This is a genomic window from Chromobacterium sp. IRSSSOUMB001 (assembly GCF_023507765.1).
GTDB classification, from domain to species: Bacteria; Pseudomonadota; Gammaproteobacteria; order Burkholderiales; family Chromobacteriaceae; genus Chromobacterium; species Chromobacterium haemolyticum.
In genome coordinates, this window is record NZ_JALCYU010000012.1 from 49,989 (window position 1) to 68,141 (window position 18,153).

Annotated in this window: 13 protein-coding genes and 2 tRNA genes; 5 read left to right on the forward strand and 10 right to left on the reverse strand. The window is 61.8% G+C overall.

The genetic code is table 11. The features are described 5' to 3' along the window. Positions 1 to 585 (reverse strand): TetR/AcrR family transcriptional regulator, encoded by a 585-nt coding sequence (locus MOV80_RS16290; RefSeq protein WP_081554726.1) that lies wholly within the window; start codon positions 583 to 585, stop codon positions 1 to 3. A gap of 226 nt (positions 586 to 811) precedes the next feature. Here MOV80_RS16290 and MOV80_RS16295 point away from each other — a divergent pair, with 226 nt between their 5' ends. From MOV80_RS16295 to MOV80_RS16310, 4 genes are all read left to right on the forward strand, one after another. Continuing rightward, complete coding sequence (locus tag MOV80_RS16295) at positions 812 to 2,863, forward strand: site-specific recombinase (protein WP_118267480.1); 2,052 nt, start codon at positions 812 to 814, stop codon at positions 2,861 to 2,863. 287 nt (positions 2,864 to 3,150) lie between these two features. Continuing rightward, complete coding sequence (gene fliD / locus MOV80_RS16300) at positions 3,151 to 4,509, forward strand: flagellar filament capping protein FliD (RefSeq protein ID WP_249605320.1); 1,359 nt, start codon at positions 3,151 to 3,153, stop codon at positions 4,507 to 4,509. Between the two features lie 208 nt (positions 4,510 to 4,717). Beyond that, positions 4,718 to 5,713, forward strand: coding sequence for an LD-carboxypeptidase (locus MOV80_RS16305; protein ID WP_233423365.1), 996 nt, complete (start codon positions 4,718 to 4,720; stop codon positions 5,711 to 5,713). Between the two features lie 103 nt (positions 5,714 to 5,816). Beyond that, positions 5,817 to 8,261, forward strand: a complete 2,445-nt coding sequence (locus MOV80_RS16310) for a prolyl oligopeptidase family serine peptidase (protein WP_249605321.1) — start codon at positions 5,817 to 5,819, stop codon at positions 8,259 to 8,261. 383 nt (positions 8,262 to 8,644) lie between these two features. On the opposite strand, the gene MOV80_RS16315 is transcribed toward MOV80_RS16310, so the two are convergent. Further along, positions 8,645 to 9,784 (reverse strand): sulfite exporter TauE/SafE family protein, encoded by a 1,140-nt coding sequence (locus tag MOV80_RS16315; protein WP_118267474.1) that lies wholly within the window; start codon positions 9,782 to 9,784, stop codon positions 8,645 to 8,647. Between the two features lie 133 nt (positions 9,785 to 9,917). Here MOV80_RS16315 and MOV80_RS16320 point away from each other — a divergent pair, with 133 nt between their 5' ends. Beyond that, complete coding sequence (locus MOV80_RS16320; protein ID WP_019101411.1) at positions 9,918 to 10,193, forward strand: metal/formaldehyde-sensitive transcriptional repressor; 276 nt, start codon at positions 9,918 to 9,920, stop codon at positions 10,191 to 10,193. Between the two features lie 268 nt (positions 10,194 to 10,461). Here MOV80_RS16320 and MOV80_RS16325 read toward each other — a convergent pair whose 3' ends face one another. From MOV80_RS16325 to lon, 8 genes are all read right to left on the reverse strand, one after another. Continuing rightward, positions 10,462 to 11,271 (reverse strand): MetQ/NlpA family ABC transporter substrate-binding protein, encoded by an 810-nt coding sequence (locus tag MOV80_RS16325; RefSeq protein WP_019101410.1) that lies wholly within the window; start codon positions 11,269 to 11,271, stop codon positions 10,462 to 10,464. A gap of 68 nt (positions 11,272 to 11,339) precedes the next feature. Continuing rightward, a complete protein-coding gene (locus MOV80_RS16330; RefSeq protein ID WP_019101409.1) occupies positions 11,340 to 12,026 on the reverse strand; it encodes a methionine ABC transporter permease in 687 nt (228 codons plus the stop codon). Then, the gene (locus MOV80_RS16335; protein ID WP_052052234.1) at positions 12,026 to 12,763 is read right to left on the reverse strand and encodes a methionine ABC transporter ATP-binding protein; all 738 of its coding nucleotides are present in this window, start codon (positions 12,761 to 12,763) and stop codon (positions 12,026 to 12,028) included. Before MOV80_RS16335 ends, MOV80_RS16330 begins: the two co-directional genes overlap by 1 nt. A gap of 370 nt (positions 12,764 to 13,133) precedes the next feature. Continuing rightward, positions 13,134 to 14,969, reverse strand: a complete 1,836-nt coding sequence (locus tag MOV80_RS16340; protein WP_249605322.1) for a SurA N-terminal domain-containing protein — start codon at positions 14,967 to 14,969, stop codon at positions 13,134 to 13,136. Between the two features lie 72 nt (positions 14,970 to 15,041). Further along, positions 15,042 to 15,118, reverse strand: a tRNA-Asp gene (locus tag MOV80_RS16345). A gap of 6 nt (positions 15,119 to 15,124) precedes the next feature. Beyond that, positions 15,125 to 15,200 (reverse strand) — tRNA-Val (locus tag MOV80_RS16350). Between the two features lie 44 nt (positions 15,201 to 15,244). Continuing rightward, a complete protein-coding gene (locus MOV80_RS16355) occupies positions 15,245 to 15,514 on the reverse strand; it encodes an HU family DNA-binding protein (RefSeq protein ID WP_019101406.1) in 270 nt (89 codons plus the stop codon). Positions 15,515 to 15,688: 174 nt separating this feature from the next. After that, on the reverse strand, positions 15,689 to 18,106 hold the full coding sequence (gene lon / locus MOV80_RS16360; RefSeq protein WP_043593607.1) for an endopeptidase La: 2,418 nt from the start codon (positions 18,104 to 18,106) through the stop codon (positions 15,689 to 15,691). Between the last annotated feature and the right edge of the window lie 47 nt (positions 18,107 to 18,153).

Here is an 18,153-nt window from a genome sequence, read left to right on the forward strand (position 1 = left end):
TCAATGCCCGTCCAGCCCCAGCACCGAGCGCACCTGCTGCTTGATGGTCTCCAGCGCGTGCTGGTCGATGCGCGCCAGTTGCAGCGCGCCTTGCAAGGCGGAAAACAACATCATGCCAATTGCTTCCGGCGTGCCGGCGTAACGCATCTGACCGCAGGCCGCCCCCCGCCGGGTGATGTCCACCGCCCATAGCCGCATCTCGTCGATGAAGGCCGCCGCCTCTTGCTGCATGTCTTCCGGCAGCGTCAGGAACTCCGTGCTGAGAATGCCGCTGGGACAGATCTGCCGATGCTGCAGGTAATAGCTGTCGCTCAAGCCGAAGTAGGCCTCCAGCTGCGCCCGGGGATCCAGCTCCGCCTGCTGGTCGATGAAGCGTTGGAAACGCCGGCGGTAACGCTGGATCAAGGCCACGCCCAGATCGCTTTTCTTGGGAAAGTGATAATGAATGGCGGCATTGCGCACGCCCAGCTCCGAGCTGATGTGCTGGTAGCTGAAAGCGTTGAAGCCCCGGCTGAGCAGCAACTGCTCGGCGATGTCCAGAATGCGCTTGCGGGTGTCGGTCTTGGGATCGGAGCTTTGAGTCATGCGAAGCACTCTACTTACTGGTCAGTAAGGTGTCAATTGCGTGATTTTGCAAGCAAAGCTGGAAACTGAATCAATCGTCCCCATCTCTAAACCCCAAGGTCGATTCCACGCGCCGCCAAGCAGGCGCTCGCGCCGCGCCGGAAAATCCAGCCGCTTGCGCCTACCATTAAGGTCGTAGGCCGGAGTCGCGCCCCACCACTCACTTTCATCCAAACCAGCACCCTAGATGAGCGAAAACATTCAGTCCCCCAGCCTGGAACAGGCCTTGCGCCAGATCAGCCAAGCGCCGGCCCAGCTCGACGCCCTGTCCGCCCTGCTGCAGTGCCTGCGCCCCGACGACGCCGGCAAACCGCAACAAGCGGTGGTCAATCTGCAAGCGCTGTCCTATCTGCTGGAGCACCATTCCGATTACCGCGCGGCCTTACGCAAAGCCTTGCTGCAATTGCTGACCGAAACCCGGCAGATTCCGCTGTATACCGAATGCGGCATCCTGGCCAACGAAGGTTTCGGCTCCACCTTGCTGCGCCGCGTCGGCGAGCGCATCCTGCCCATGCCTTATAAGGCGGATTCGCTGCAAGACCGCTTCAGCCGGCTGTTTAGCTGGAAACAAGACTACATTTGGCTGGCGGCCATCCCCAACGCCACCTGGCACGCGCTGTGGCGGGCGATGGCCTGGCAGGAGAACGATAACGCCGACGGCTGGCAGCAGACCCGGCTGCAATTATTGGAGTCGGTGCAAGTGCTGTCGGCCCAGATCACCGCCATCGGCCTGGAGCCCGAGCTGGTGCGCATCAATCCGGACATCGAGCGCTTCGAATCCCCTTTTCTCAACCTGAACGCCGAGGTTCAGCGCTATGTCGATGGCTACCGCCGCGATCTGGTGGAGAGCCTGCCGCGCGCCGAGGACGACAAGCACGTGCTGGTGCTGCTGGACCAGTGTGAAAGCATTCTCAACAAGGTGCGCAAGAACGCGCGGCGCTTCGGCATCTCGGTCAACCTCACCTACCACGGCCTGCGGCTGGCGCAGAGCATCGCCCGCATCCGCGCGCTGCTGGCCATCCTGGATCCGGAACACAACCCGGCCGCAGAACCGCATTTGTTCCAGCTCATCGTGACCTTCGCCCGCGCGGAGAACCGCAAATACAGCCTGCGCGATCTGTTCAAGTCCAATGTGGAGCTGCTGGCGCTGCAAGTCACCGAGCACGCCGGCCGCCACGGCGAGCACTATATCGCCGAGAGCCGCCAGGAGTGGTCAACCATGGCCAAGGCGGCGATGGGCGCCGGCCTGATCGTCGGCTTCATGGCGCTGATCAAACTGATGCTCAGCCGCGGCCATTTGCCCCCGCTGTGGGAAGGCATCGCCTTCGGCCTCAATTACGCCATAGGCTTCATCATCGTGCAGATCCTGCACCTGACCATTGCCACCAAGCAGCCGGCGATGACCGCCGCCCGCATCGCCGCGGTGCTGCATGAAAACCACGGCCAGAAGAAGCAGCTGGAAGACCTGGCCGACTTGGTGGTCAAAGTGATGCGCACTCAGTTCGTCGCCATCCTCGGCAACGTGTTGCTGGCCATCCCCACCGCCGGCCTGATCGCCTTCGCCTGGCAAGCCGCCTTTGGCGCGCCGGTGGTGAACGTGGTCAAGGCGCAAAGCCTGCTGCACGATATCGACCCCATTCACAGCCTAGCGCTGCCGCACGCCGCCATTGCCGGCGTCTTCCTGTTTCTGTCCGGCCTGATCGCCGGCTACTACGACAACAAGGCAATCTACCGCCGCATCCCGGAACGCATCGCCTCCCACGCCGGCCTGAAGCGGTTGCTGGGCGAGCACCGCGCCTGGAAGCTGGGCAGCTATATCGAGCACAATCTGGGCGCGCTGGCAGGCAACTTTTACTTTGGCATGTTCCTGGGCCTGACCGGCACCATAGGCTTCATCCTCGGCCTGCCCATCGACATCCGCCACATCACCTTTTCCGCCGCCAACCTGGCCTTCGCCACCGTGGCGCAGGACTTCCAATTGCCCTTGGCCACCGTGCTGCTGGGCTGCGCCGGCGTGGCGCTGATCGGCCTGACCAACCTGGCGGTCAGCTTCTCGCTGGCGCTGTGGGTGGCGCTGCGCTCGCGCAAGCTGTCCGGCAGCCTGCTGTGGCCTCTTGTGCCCATGCTGTTCAAACGCTTCCTCAACGCGCCGCTGTCTTTCTTCCTGCCGCCCAAGAGCCCTCCGCCGGAAGACGGCGGCGAAACCGGTGAAGCCGCCGAACTAAAGAACGGTTCGTGACCGCTCGGGGCCGCGGCGACGTCAACCCGCCGCCGCGGCCCGCGTTATAACGGAAACCGCCCCGCCGACTCATTCGCACGCGCCGCGCTAAAATCCGGACGGGAATGGTCGATAAGGTTTCATCAACGCGCAGCGCGCCGCCTTCTACAATGGAAGTTGCGGCGCAAGCTCGCGCCGGCCTGGCAGCCGGAGGCTCAACCGTGATGGACGCATTACGACAATAAGATTCTTGAATCTCTAGCATTGCAGCGCGCCCATGGCAGCGGATCGCGCGGGGAGAAGTCGTCATGGCGTCCATTACCACCAGCGTTGGGCCGCTGGACGTTCAAAGCATCGTCAGCCAACTGATGTCGATTGAGTCCCGGCCTCTGGCCCAAAGCCAAAACCGGGTCAGCAACTATCAGTCCCAGCTCAGCTCCATCGGTCAGATCAGCTCGGCGCTGTCCGCCTTGCAGACCTCGGTCACCGCCATGGCCTCGGGCAGTTTCCTGCAACAATTCCAGGTCACATCCACCGACAACACCATCGCCACCGCCAGTGCCACCTCCGGCGGCGTGGCTGGCAATTACGCGCTTAACGTCACCCAACTGGCACAGCCGCGGCAACTGGTGCTCGACCAAACATCCGGCGGACAAGCCATCACCGACCAGAACGCGGCGCTGGCCGGCGCCCCCAGCGCGCTGAGCTTCACCGTCAACGGCGCCACCAGCACGGTGCAATTGGGCCAGAACGGCTCCACCATCTCGCTCTCCTCAATCGCCGACAACATCAACAGCGCCGGCATCGGCGTCAACGCATCGGTGGTGCAGTACAACAACCATTACTCGCTGGTGCTGGCCTCCTCGCAATCCGGCCCCGCCAACGCCTTCAGCATTTCCGCCGGCGGCAGCGATAGCGGCGGCACCTCGGGCAACACCCTGGCCGGCCTGGGCCAGAGCAGCGCGGCCGCCAGCGAATCCGCGGCCGCTCAGGACGCGTTGCTGACCGTCAACGGCGTAAACGTGTCCAGCAGCAGCAACACCCTGAGCAATGTGATCAACGGCGCCTCCGTCAACCTCAACAAACTGGGCCAGGTAACGCTGAACATGAGCCAGAACACCACCAATGTCACCTCGACGCTGCAAAGCTTCGTCAGCGCTTACAATCAGGTGATAAGCGCCAGCAATTCCGCGCTGGGCGGCAGCATGAAGAACAATAGCGATGTGATCGGCCTGCAAGAGCAATTAGCCGGCCTGCTCAGCACCCCGGTGTCGGGCGTCGACGCCTCTTCCTCCTACGCCTACCTGGCCCAGGTCGGCATCACCCAGCAGGCGGACGGCACGTTGAAACTGGATTCCAGCGCCTTCATCACCGCGCTGAACGCCAACCCCGGCGCTGTGGCCAATCTGTTTGGCAATGCCAAGAACAACGGCTACGCCAACACCTTCAATACCGCCATCAATAACCTGCTGGGGACCAACGGCATGATCACCACCGAACAAGGCGACATCAACACCAAGATCAGCGACGAGAACAATCTCCAGTCCCAGCTCAACAACCAGTTGGCCAATGAGAAAAGCTCGCTCCTGCACCAGTACACCTCACTGAACAGCGAACTGTCCGCCATGCAGCAGTCCACTTCCAGCCTGGCCAATCTGCTGGCCTGAACGCGGCGATGGCGGCGGCGCTCAGCATCGTCGCCGCGTTTACCGTATACTGGCGCAACTCACGCAGCCTAGCGCTGTCGAACCTCGTTTGCACCAGCCCTTACCGGCCCCGGACTCAATGACTGCCCGCATTCAATACTCTCGTCGCCAACTACTCCAAATGGGCGCGCTCAGCGCCGGCCTTGGCCTCTTGCAAGGATGTCGCACCATGGTTGACCAATCCCTTCCCGCGCCGGCCGCCGCCGGCAGCAGCCTCTATTTCACCGCCTGCTCCGGCCCGCTGCCGGACGCGCGCCAAAAGCAGCAAGCCGTGGAGCGGCTGCGTCTGGCCGGTTACCAACTGGAAAACGTCCAGGCCTTGGACCGCCGCTACCAGCGCTTCGCCGGCAGCGACGCGCAAAGGCTGGGCGACCTCAATCAGCTGATCTCGCGCCGCCGCGCGCCGCAGTTGCTGGTGGCCGGCCGTGGCGGCTACGGCGCCACGCGGCTGCTGCCTCATATCGACTACGGCCGGCTCTGCCCGCTGCTGCGCGAATCCGGCAGCCAACTGATCGGCTACAGCGACTTCACCGCCATCCAGCTGGCCTTGCTGGCCAAGGGCGGCCTGGGCAGCTTCGCCGGCCCCATGGTCAGCGACTTTGGAGCCAAGCAGCTCAGCGCCTTCACGCTGAATGAGTTCTTGACCACCACCACCACGCCCAACCGCCAACTGCGCGTCGACGCGCCTCAACGCCACAACGCCAGCGGCGAAGGCATTTTCTGGGGCGGCAACCTCAGCGTGCTCAGCAGCCTGGTCGGCACCCCCTACCTGCCGGAGATCAAAGGCGGTCTGCTGTTCCTGGAGGATGTCGCCGAACAGCCCTACCGCATTGAGCGCATGCTGCAGCAACTGCATCTCGCCGGCGTGCTTGCTAAACAACGCGCCATTTTCATCGGCGATTTCAATATGAACCGCCAAGTCGACATTTACGATCCCGGCTATACCCTGGACGCGGTATTGGAAGAAATCCGCCGTCTGACCGGCGTTCCGGTGCTGACAGGCATTCCTTTTGGTCATGTCCACGACAAGACCACGCTGCCTCTGGGCTTCCCGGCCCGCTTCAACGCAGACGGCGGCGGCCTGACGCTGCAGTTCTTCGACTACCCGGTAACACCGGCCAATCCGCAGCAAAAAGAACTGCTTAGCGCCGCCGCGCCGCTCTAGCGCGCACTCGGCCTTCGCCGCCCGCGCGCGGCGCGCCTTGACGCTCCGGCAAGACTAGGGCAAGTTTTTTGACTTGCCCGCCATTCTTCGCCAGGAGTCCCGCATGTCCCTTCGTTCCCCGCTGCTGACCAGCGCGCCGCTCATTGTCGGCCTGTTGGCCGCGCCGCCGCTTAGCGCTGCCGAACACGGCTATCAGACCCCGCCCGCGGAACTGCAAGCGCTAGTGGACGCGCCGCGCCCTCCCTTACAAAGCCTGGGCCCCAAACGCCGGACCTTGCTGCAAATCCATCGTCCAGGCCTGCCCGGCATCGCCGATGTCGCTCAGCCTGAACTCAAGCTGGCCGGCTTGCGCCTGAACCCCTCGATGCGCGCCGCCAGCCGTTTCGACTTCGGCAACGCACTGACCTTGCTGGACGTGAAACAAGGCCGCGCCCGCACGGTACGCGGCCTGCCGGCCGGCGCCCGCATCGCGGACACAGCCTGGGCCGCCGACGAAAGCCGAGTGGCCTTCAGCCTTTGGGGCGTCAAGGGCGTGGAGCTGTGGCTGCTGGATGTCGCCGACGCCCGCGCCCGCCGGCTGGGCGATTTCCACCTCAACGCCGCCACCGGCTCCGGCTTCGCCTGGTTCGGCGAACAATTGCTGATCAAGCGCGTGCCTGCCAAGCAAGGCCCCGCGCCGCGGCAACCCCAAGCGCCCAGCGGCCCCAACATCCAGCAAAGCGAAGGCGGCATCCTCTCTCAAACCCGGACCTATCCCGATCTGCTCAAGACCCCGTACGACGCCGACTTGCTCGACTATCAACTGCAAAGCCAATTGGCGCTGGTCGGCCTGGACGGCAAGCTCAGTACGATCGGTCAACCGGACCGCTATCTCAGCGTCAGCGGCTCTCCCAACCGCCAATACCTGCTGGCCACCCGCCTGCAGCGCCCCTACTCCGGCCTGGTGCCGATATCCCGCTTCCCTAAACGCATCGATGTACTGGACCGGCATGGCCGTATTGCGCACACCGTGACTCAGCGGCCGCTGCTGGAACGCATGCCGTCCGGCAACGACGCTGTGGAGGCTGGTCCGCGCGAAATCGCCTGGCGCGCCGACGCTCCAGCGTCTCTGTTTTGGGTTGAGGCGCTGGACGGAGGCGACCCTGCCCGCGCCGCCGCCGAACGCGACGCGCTCTATCTGCAAGCCGCGCCGTTTCAGCAAGCGCCGCGGCGGCTGATGCGGCTGACCAGCCGCTTCGCCGATGTCCGCTGGGGCCGCGGCGACCTGGCTCTGGTGCGCGAGCACTGGTGGAAAACCCGTGAACTGAAAGTCTGGCGCGCGCGCCCGGATCAGGATGTCGCGCCGGAGTTGTTGAGCAGCCGCAAATCGGAAGACCGCTACAGCGACCCAGGCGAGGCGGCCATGGTCAGCAACGCTAACGGCCAATCCGTGCTGCAAACCACGCCGGACGGCAAGTCCGTCTATCTGCTGGGCGAAGGCGCCGGCCCCGACGGCGACCGCCCCTTCGTCGACCGCTACGCTCTAGCCGATAAACGCGCCACGCGGCTATGGCAATCGCAAGCGCCCTGGTTCGAACAGCCGGCCGCACTGCTGGACGACGCCGGCCAAGAGCTTCTGCTTAGCCGCGAATCCATCGACCAGCCGCCCAATCTCTACCGTCTGACGCTGGGGCACGCCGCAGAACCGCTGGCGCTAACGCATATGCCGCACCCAACACCACAGCTGAAAAACGTCTCCAAAAAGCAGCTGCGCTACCAACGCGCCGATGGAGTGAAGCTGACCGCCACCCTCTACCTGCCGCCCGGCTACGAGGCCAAACGCAATGGTCCGCTGCCGCTGCTGATGTGGGCCTATCCCACCGAGTTCAAAACCGCCGCCGCAGCCAGCCAGGTGACGGAGTCCCCTTACCGTTTCAACCGCGTCAGCTATTGGGGGCCGCTGGCCATGCTGGCGCGCGGCTACGCGGTGATGGACGACCCAGGCATGCCCATCGTCGGCGAAGGCGACAAAGAGCCGAACGACAGCTACCTGCCGCAACTGAAAATGAACGCCCAGGCCGCCGTGGACGAAGTGGTTCGACTGGGCGTGGCCGACCCGGCCCGCATCGCCGTCGGCGGCCATTCCTACGGCGCCTTCATGACTGCCAACCTGCTGGCTCACACCCGGCTGTTCCATGCCGGCATCGCCCGCTCCGGCGCCTACAATCGCACGCTGACACCCTTTGGCTTCCAATCGGAGGAACGCAATTTCTGGCAGGCCAAAGAGGTCTACCAAGCCATGTCGCCGTTTAACTTCGCCAATCAGATCAAAGACCCGCTCTTGCTGATTCATGGCGAGATGGACAATAACCCCGGCACCTTCCCGCTGCAAAGCGAGCGGCTGTATCAAGCGCTGCAAGGACTGGGCGCCACTGCGCGGCTGGTGACCCTACCGGCGGAGAGCCACGGCTACCGCGCGCGTGAATCCATCCTGCACATGCTGTGGGAACAGGACCGCTGGCTGGGGTTGTACCTGAGTCGCGCCGGCGCCGCGCGGAGGCCATCCTAAGTACCCGGTTCAAAGTCTCGGAACGAGACATGGCGAAAACCGCAGAAAAGGCGAAATGCACATGGGGTACATGCGCATTTCGCAAGGAGCACTCGCCGCGCCACGTCTTACGATGCGCCGCGGACTTCAAGCTGCCAACAAAACCTCGCAGAGAACCTGAGCCTAGGCGCGCGGACGCAGGCAACGACAAAGAGGCGCAAGGGAGGATCAGATGTTTGCTTAGCGGGTCCTAGAACCTGTTTACGATCTGCTGCGCATCAGCGATACAGCGTTGAAAACCGCTTCAGAATGCTCATGTACCACTGCACACTCCGCTTCTTCCGCCATTTTCGCCTTGTCTCGCCTTAGCTCGCGAGATCGTAAACAGACGCTTAGAACAGGTTCTAAGCGACCAGGCCGCGCGCGGCTTGCGCGGCCATCGCCAACCCAACCAGCAACATCAAACCGGCAGATAGATAGGGCGCGCGCCGCGCCCATTCGCCCAGCCCGCCAAAGCGGGCGCTCGCCTGACGCACGCCCCAGGCCGCCAACACTCCAACGCTGACCAGCGCCAAGGCCAGACCCAGGCTGAACGCAGCCACCATGGTAGCCCCCAGGGAAAAGTGCTTCAGGTGCAGGCATAGCAGCAAAATAGTCACCGAGGCCGGGCACGGTATCAAGCCCCCAGTCAGGCCAAACAACGCAATCTGAACATTGCCTACCTCCTTGCCCGCAAAGCGCTGCTGAATCTGTTCCGCGTGCGCGCGTTCGTGCGCGTCTTGATAAACGGGCAGCGCCGCCGACGCGCGACGCGCTCGTTGTGTCGACCCCGCGCCCTCCGCCCGACGGTAGGGCCCGGCGCGCTCGGCGCCGCCCATTGCCTCCAGCTGCAAAGGGTAGCGATGAGCGTGACCGCCGTGACTCAAGAGCAAAGCGCTTACAAGCGCTCCAGCGGGCAAACACGGGCTGAGCAGATACTCCCCCTCAGTTTCAAAACCTAGCACTCCTTGCTCTTCGCCGCGCCGCCAAGCCAGCGACAAGCCACGTCCATCAGGCTTCAGCCGTCGCAAACCGGTGTCGTACTGGTACAAGGCCACGCGCAGCCCCTCCTCCCGCACGGGCAGCGCCTCCATCAAGCCATGGCCGGTGTTTATCATGCGGCCGCCCTGAGGCGGCTTCAGCATGGCCCGAGCGGCTAGATTGTCTCGCCAAGTACGCCATAGCATCCAGGCTGCCACCACCATGACCACGACAGCCGAAAACAGCATCAGATAAGGCTCCGCCTGCTCGGCAATCAACTGATTTCCGTACTTGAGCGCCAGCGCAGCCAGCAGCCAAACGATCAGCGAATGCGACAAGGCCGCGCACAGGCCAAGCAGCACGGCCTGGCCGATGCTGCCGCGGATAGCAATGATGAAAGAAGCCATCATGGTCTTGGAATGCCCGGGCTCCAGCCCGTGCAGCGCCCCCAGCAGGATGGCGGAAGGAATGAACAACCAGAGATTAATACTTCCTTGTTGAATCAGCTCGGCGATTGGCGGCATCTTCAGCCTTCTTTTACAATACGTTCATGCCGGCCTCCCCGCTCTCGGAGGGACAAACCGGCGACACCGCAGCAAAGCTGCGCCCATATACTATACCCCAGTATATTATCAACAATAAGGGACGTCCACTCGCATGCCGCATACCGTGAAAGACAAGAAGAAGTTATTGACCCGCGTCCGGCGCATCAAAGGCCAGGCGGAAGCGTTGGAACGCGCACTGGAACAGGAAGTTGATTGCTCGGCGATTTTGCAACAAATCGCCGCAGTGCGCGGCGCTGTCAATGGACTGATGATGGAAGTGATCGAGGGCCATCTGCGCGAGCACCTGGGCCCGGAGGCTGTCGACCCCGCACAGCGCGGCAAAGACTTGGAACAGGTGACGAGTGTGCTGCGCTCCTACCTGAAATAAGAGCACCTAAGAGCTTGTTCAAAGTCTCGCGAGCAAGGGCGAGACAAGGCGAAAACGCGAGAAAAAGCGGAATGGTCACGTGTTACATGAGCATTTCGAGCTTGTACTCACCGTACAACGCTCCACGAAGCGCGGCAGACTTTGAACAGGTTCTAAGCGCGCAAAAAAATAGGGAGGGCTAAGCCCTCCCACCAAGTCTTGTAGCCAGGAGTGTTACAAGAAATCCTGCGCCGCCGGCCGTTGGCCGGCGCGCGAATAACAATCTCGCTTACTTCCAGTTCTGCGGAAGCTTGTAGCCCGCGTATTTCTGCTTGGCGAAAGCCTTGAACTCCGGCGAGTTGTAAGCCGCCACCACGTCCTTGGCCCAGGGCTTGCTCAAGTCAGCCGTGCGCACCGCGCCCCAGTTGACATAGGCGTAGCTCTTCTCCTGATAGACCGCCTCGGTCAGCTTAATGCCGGAGCTGGTGGCGTAGTTGCCGTTGATCACCGAGAAGTCCACATCACTGCGCGAACGCGGCAATTGCGCGGCCTCCAGCGGAATAATCTTGATCTTCTTCACATTGACGGCGATGTCGCGCTCGGAAGCGGTCAAGGGGTTGATGCCCGGCTTCAGCTTGACCCAGCCCAGATCGGCCAGCATCACCAGTGCGCGGGCAAAGTTGGACGGATCATTGGGGGCGGCCACGGTGGAACCCACTTTGACGTCTTTCAGCGCCTTGATCTTGCCAGCGTAAATGCCCAGCGGCGCGGTCGGCACTTGGAAAGCCTCTTTCAAGCTCAATTTGTGCTCTTTGACGAAGTTGTCCAGATAGGGCTTGTGCTGGAACACATTCACATCCAGCGCGCCTTCCTGCAAAGCCAGGTTCGGGCGGACATAGTCGGTGAACTCCACCAGCTTGACCTTGTAGCCCTGCTTTTCCAGAATCGGTTTGATCGACTGCTTGACCATGTCGCCGAAATCGCCGACGGTGGTGCCAATCACGATGTCCTTCTTGGCCGGGTCCGCCGCCAGCGCCGCGCCCGCCGCCGCCAATCCCAATACCGAAGCCGCCACTGCCTTGATCACGAATCTACGCATTTTTTTCTCCTGCTTTGTCCATTGATAGGTAAAAGGTCCACCATGCCGGCGCCAAGCGCCGGCTAATGTCAACGTTTGTCGAGCTTGGCCGCCAGCCGGTTGCCCAGCAGTTGGATGATCTGCACCAGCACCACCAGCATCAGCACCATGGCCACCATCACATCGGTCTGATAACGGTAGTAGCCATAGCGGATGGCCAAGTCGCCAATGCCGCCGCCGCCCACCACCCCCGCCACCGCGGTATAGCTCAGGAAGCTGATGGTGAGGATGGTCAGACTGGAAATCAGGCCGGAGCGCGCCTCGTTGAGCAGCACCTTGCAAATGATCTGCAGCGGGCTGGCGCCCATCGCTTCGGCCGCCTCCACCACTCCGCGAGGAATCTCGCGCAGCGTCTGCTCGACCAGACGACCAAAATATGGAATCGCGGCGAAGGCCAGCGGCACCGAAGCCGCCACCGGACCGATGGTGCTGCCCACCAGCGCCCGCGTCAGCGGCACCAACGACACCATCAGAATGATGAAGGGGAAGGAACGCACCAGGTTCACCACCCAGCCCAACACGCCGTTCAACGCGCGGTTGGCGAACTGCTGGCCCGGCTGGGTCAGGTAGAGCACGATGCCCAGCGGGCCGCCCAGCAAGACGGCCGCGCTCAGGCCTATGCCCAGCATCACCAGCGTTTCCTGGAAGGCCTGCCAGATTTCCGGCCCCATGCTCGTCAGGTTTTGCAATGCTTCGTTCAGGGTTGCGGCATCCATTACGCGGCCTCCAGCAGCGAGCGCGCCAGATCGGAATCCGCCGCCACTTCGTTATCCGACACATCCACCACTTCCACCACTCGGCCGGCGTCCAAAGCCGCCGCGCGATGGCAGATCGCCCGCACCACGCCCATCTCATGAGTGACGATGACGATAGTGACGCCAAAGCGTTGATTAATGTCTTTCAGGCACTCCAACACGGCTTGAGTGGTTTTCGGGTCCAGCGCCGATGTGGGCTCATCGGCCAGAATCACCTTGGGGCTGGGCGCCAGGGCGCGGGCAATGCCGACGCGCTGCTTCTGACCGCCGGACAATTGGGCCGGGTAGTGGTTGGCGCGGTCCAGCAAGCCCACCACTTCCAGACATTCGTTGACGCGCTTATCTATATCCGTCTTAGCCCAGCCCGCCACTTCCAGCGGGAAGGCGACATTGCCGGCCACGGTACGGTTGGCCATCAAATTGAATTGCTGGAACACCATGCCGATATTCTGGCGCGCGCGGCGCAAAGCCTTGGCGGACAAGCTGGTCAGGTCTTCACCATCGACGATGACCGCGCCGTGGTCCGGGCGCTCCAGTAAATTGATCAGGCGCAGCAAAGTGGACTTGCCGGCGCCGGAAAAGCCGATCAGTCCGAAGACTTCGCCCGGACGAATGGTAAGAGAGGTGTCCGTGACCGCGTCGAACCAGCCACCCTCGGGATGACGGAAACGCTTACGAACATTTTGCAGATGAATCATTCCAAACACTCCAAAAACACAAGGCCCGCCAATGAACTTGGCGGGCCTTGCATGGGAATCTTCGGAATCACTGCTGAATCGAGATTACTGTAAGCAGATGCTGGTTTGTTTCCTGGGTCTGCTTACCCACGCTTTAGCTGTTTTACGCCCGCAAGCTGTGTTCAAATCGGCGACTAAATTTGTTTATGATTGAACATCTTTTTTCGTTTTCAGTCAATAGCCCCACCCCAAAAACATTGAAATTGTCTCATCCAGTTCAAAAAAACGTCTCTCTTAGCGAGAATAGCTATAAACAATTCAGCACAAAAACATATGGAAAACCGCCGCCAGCAGGCGCTGACGGCGGCGATGAGACAACTCCAACACAGGTTTATTGAGCGTCGGACAAACTCTGCTTGCCCATTGTCACGCTGTACTTCTGACGCAGCGTGTCGAGATAGCTGGACAACTGAGCGTTGGCGTTCATCTCGCCCAAAATGGCGCTCAGTTGGCCGCGTTCGGCCTCGCTGGCCGCCGGCGCAGGAATCACCTTGTCGATGCGATAAAGCGCGTATTCTCCGTTATCACGCTTGGCGCCGGCGAAGGCCGGCAGCTTGCCCGCCTGAGCGGCGAACACGGCGCGCGCGTCGGCAATCGGCAACCCGGCCGGATCGCGACGCAGCAGGGTCTTGGATTCGCCCCAGGCCTTGCCATCGCCCTTGCCCGCCTTCAGCTCAGCCAACAGGGCCTGGCCCTTCTTCTCGGCCAGCTTGGCGCCTTCCTTGGCCACCAGTTCGGCCTTGATTACATCGCGCACTTCGTCCATCGACTGCTGACGTTCCGGCTGATGCTCGGCCACGCGCACCACCAACAGGCGGTTGTTGCCGATATCCACTGGCTCGCTATTGTGTTTCTTCTTCAGCACGTCCTCGCTGAACGCCGCTTCAAGCACCTTGGGGCTGTTGAGCAGAGGGTCCGCCGCCGGCTTGCCGCGGCTCAGCCAATCCGAATGCTGCGGCTGCAGCTTCAGTTGCTCCTGCAGAGCCTTCAATGAGTCGCCCTGCTGGTAAGCCAGCTCGGTCAGCTTGTCGGCCTGGCTGCGGAACAGGCTACCCGCCTGCTGACGCTGCAGCTTCTCGGCGATAGCCGCCTTCACTTCGGCGAAGTCCTGCGCCTTGACCTCGTCCAGCTTGATGATGTGATAACCGAACTCGGTCTCGATCACTTCGCTGATCTGGCCCGGCTTCATCCGGAACACCGCGTCGTCGAAAGGCTTCACCATCATGCCATGGCCGAAGAAGCCCAGATCGCCGCCATTGGCCGCGGAACCCGGGTCTTGCGACTTGGCCTTGGCCAACTCCGAGAAACGAGCCGGATTGGCGCGAACATCCTTCAACAACGCCTCGGCTTCCGCCTTGATCTTGGCCTTCTGCTCCGGCTTGGCGTCCTTGGCCACCGTCAGCAAGATGTGAGAAGCACGGCGCTGCTCATTGCTGAACTCGGCCTTGTGTTCTTCGTAGTACTTCTGCAGCTCGGCGTCGCCGGGCTTAACGCCTTGAGCCAACGCGTCCTGGGACAGCAGCACATAATCGAGCTTGACCCGCTCCGGCACGCGGAAACGCTTCAAATTAGCGTCGTAGAAGGCCTTGAGCGATGCTTCGTCGGTTTTGACTTCAGCGGCGAAGTCCGCCGGCTTCAACAGCAAGGAACGCACTTCGCGGCCCTCGCCCAACAGGCCGGCCAAGCGATTGACCACCGTGCCCGCGACGAACTCGGTTCCGGCGATACCGGTCAGCTGGCTTTGCAGCACGAGGTCGCGTTTGACCTGGGTTTCGAATGCCTCAGGCGACGGGTAGCGGTTTTGCAGGAACTCGCGATAACGTTCCGGGCTGAACTTGCCGTTGTCCTGGAAGGCGGGAATGGAGGCAATGACTTTGCGCAACTGCTCGGGGCTGACGGTGACGCCGCGGTCGTGTGCGTCGGACAGCAGCAGCTCTTGGCGAATCAGGTTTTCCAGCGTGGCCTGACGACTGGCCGGATCGGTGGGCTGGCCTTCCAAGGCTCGATCCAGATCGCGCTTGTAAATCTTGGAGGAACCTACCTTGGCGAGATAAGGGTCGTCGGAAGCTGCTTCATAGCTGCCCACGCCGAAGCCCACGAAGGTCAACGCAACAGCTCCCAATACAACCTGAATGAAGACTTTATTGTTCTGGACAAACTCGAACATGGCGATTGGCTTGAGCCACCCTTGTCAAAAAAAAAGGTGAACGCTGAATTTCGTTCACCTTTTTGTGAGTTCTGGCGGAGCGGACGGGACTCGAACCCGCGACCCCCGGCGTGACAGGCCGGTATTCTAACCAACTGAACTACCGCTCCGGACTGTGGTGGGCGTTGACGGAGTCGAACCGCCGACATTCTGCTTGTAAGGCAGACGCTCTACCAACTGAGCTAAACGCCCCTCGAAACACCTTGCCAGCCGCTAGGGGCTGCCAAGGCCGCTAATTATAGCGCGTCTTTCAGTGCCTTGCCAGCACGGAACTTCGGCGAACGAGCTGCCGGGATCTTGATGGTGGCGCCGGTCTTCGGGTTGCGGCCGCTGCGTTCAGCGCGTTCGCCAACGTAGAAGGTGCCGAAGCCCACCAGGGTCACGGTGTCGCCCTTTTTCAGAGCGTCGGTTACAGCGGCCACCATGCCGTCCAGCGCCTTGGCGGCGGCGGCTTTGGAGATATCGGCCTCAGCGGCAATAGCGTCAATCAGTTCAGACTTGTTCACGTAAGTCCCCTTTCGTCGTTCTCGGTCTACGTAATTCGGATAAAAACCGCTTGCTTTATAGCAAGGGCGAAATCCTTGTGTCAAGCGGCTTTGACGGGCATTTTGCCATTTCGCAAACACACTGGAAAGCCGCTTGAACACAAGTTATTCAGCGTTTGGCTAAGGCCATGATTCTTAATGCTTCATCACGGACACGCCTTGCGCCGCTTCCTGCGTCGCTCGCAACTCCTCCGCCGGCTTTTCTTCTTCCGACAAAGGCTCCGGCTGTCTCTCCAACGCCAAGGCCAAGACCTCGTCAATCCACTTAACGGCATGGATTTCGATTTTATGCTTGATATTGGCGGGAATTTCAACCAAATCTTTTTCGTTCCCTTTGGGGATCAACACATGCTTGATTCCGCCGCGGTGAGCGGCCAACAGCTTCTCCTTCAGGCCGCCAATGGGCAACACCTCGCCTCGCAGCGTGATCTCGCCGGTCATCGCCACGTCGGCGCGCACCGGAATGCCTGTCAGGATGGACACCAGGGCCGTGGTCATCGCGATGCCGGCGCTTGGCCCGTCCTTGGGCGTCGCGCCTTCCGGCACGTGGATGTGCATATCGCTCTTCTCGTAGAAGTCCGGCTTGATGCCCAGCGAACGCGCGCGGCTACGCACCACGCTCATCGCCGCGGTGATGGACTCCTGCATCACCTCGCCCAGCTGGCCGGTGCGAATGATGTTGCCCTTGCCCGGCAGCGACACCGCCTCGATGGTCAGCAGTTCGCCGCCCACCTCGGTCCAGGCCAGGCCGGTGACCTGACCGATGCGGTTCTCATCCTCGGCGATGCCGTAGTCGAAACGGCGCACACCCAGATACTTGTCCAGATTGCGGCCGCTAACCGTCACCTTGGCCGCCTTGCCCGCCTTCAACGAGGCGCTGGTCACCACCTTGCGGCAAATCTTGGCTATCTCGCGGTCCAGACTGCGCACGCCGGCCTCACGGGTGTAATAGCGCACGATGTCGCGCAGCGCGGACTCCTGCACCGCCAGCTCACCTTCCTGCACGCCGTTGGCCTTCATTTGCTTGGGCAGCAGGTATTTAGTGGCGATGTTGACCTTCTCGTCCTCGGTGTAGCCGGCCAGACGGATGATCTCCATCCGGTCCAGCAGCGCCGGCGGAATGTTCAACGAGTTGGCGGTGGCCACGAACATCACGTCGGACAAGTCGAATTCGACTTCGGCGTAGTGATCAATGAAGGAATGGTTCTGCTCCGGGTCTAGCACCTCCAGCAGCGCCGACGACGGATCGCCGCGGAAATCCGCGCCCATCTTGTCCACTTCGTCCAGCAGGAACAGCGGGTTCTTCACCGCCGCCTTGCTCATGTTCTGTAGCACCTTGCCCGGCATCGAGCCGATATAGGTGCGGCGATGGCCACGGATCTCGGACTCGTCGCGCACCCCGCCCAGCGCCATGCGCACGAACTTGCGGTTGGTGGCGCGCGCCAGAGACTGCCCCAAGGAGGTCTTGCCCACACCCGGCGGCCCCACCAGGCACAGGATGGGCGCCTTGAGCTTGTCGACGCGCTGTTGCACCGCCAGATACTCCAGGATGCGTTCCTTGACCTTTTCCAGGCCGAAGTGATCCTCGTCCAGCACTTCCTCGGCCTTAGCCACGTCCTTGCTGATCTTGGTTTTCTTCTTCCAGGGCAGCTCAAGCAGAGTGTCGATGTAGTTGCGCACCACGGTGGCTTCCGCCGACATAGGCGACATCATGCGTAGCTTCTTGAGCTCGGACATCGCCTTCTCGCGGCCCTCCTTGCTCATGCCCGCGGCCTTGATCTTGTTTTCCAGCTCGTCGAGGTCGCTGACCTCGTCCATCTCGCCGAGCTCTTTCTGGATCGCCTTGACCTGCTCGTTCAGATAGTACTCGCGCTGGCTCTTTTCCATCTGCCGCTTGACGCGGCCGCGGATGCGCTTTTCCACCTGAAGGATGTCGATCTCGCCTTCCAGCTGCGACATCAGGTGTTCGAGGCGCTGCTGCACGTCGAACATCTCCAGCACCTCCTGCTTCTGCTCCAGCTTCAGCGGCAGGTGGGCAATGATGGTGTCGGCCATGCGGCCGGCGCGGTCAATGCCGGCCAGCGAGTTCAAGACCTCCGGCGGGATTTTCTTGTTCAGTTTGACGTACTGCTCGAACTGGGCGAGCAGCGCGCGGCGCATTGCCTCGGTCTCGGTCGATTCCTCGGCTTCCGGGCTCAGCGGCTTGAAGGCGCCGACAAAGCACTCGTTTTCCTCGCCTACGGATTCGATCATCGCGCGCTGACGGCCTTCGACCAGCACCTTGACGGTGCCGTCCGGCAGCTTGAGCATCTGCAACACCGAAGCGATGGTGCCGACTGGGTACAGATCGTCGGCGGACGGTTCGTCCTTGGAGGCGGAACGCTGCGCCACCAAGAGGATTTGCTTGCCCTCGTCCATCGCCAGCTCCAGCGCTCGAATGGACTTGGCGCGGCCGACGAACAGCGGGATGACCATATGGGGGAAGACCACCACATCGCGCAATGGCAGCAATGGCAGCGTGGATTCTTCTTTGAGTTCTGCGGGTTGCGGCATATCACCTAACCTTGCTTGTGAAACAATGCTTGGGAGATGGGGGGCGG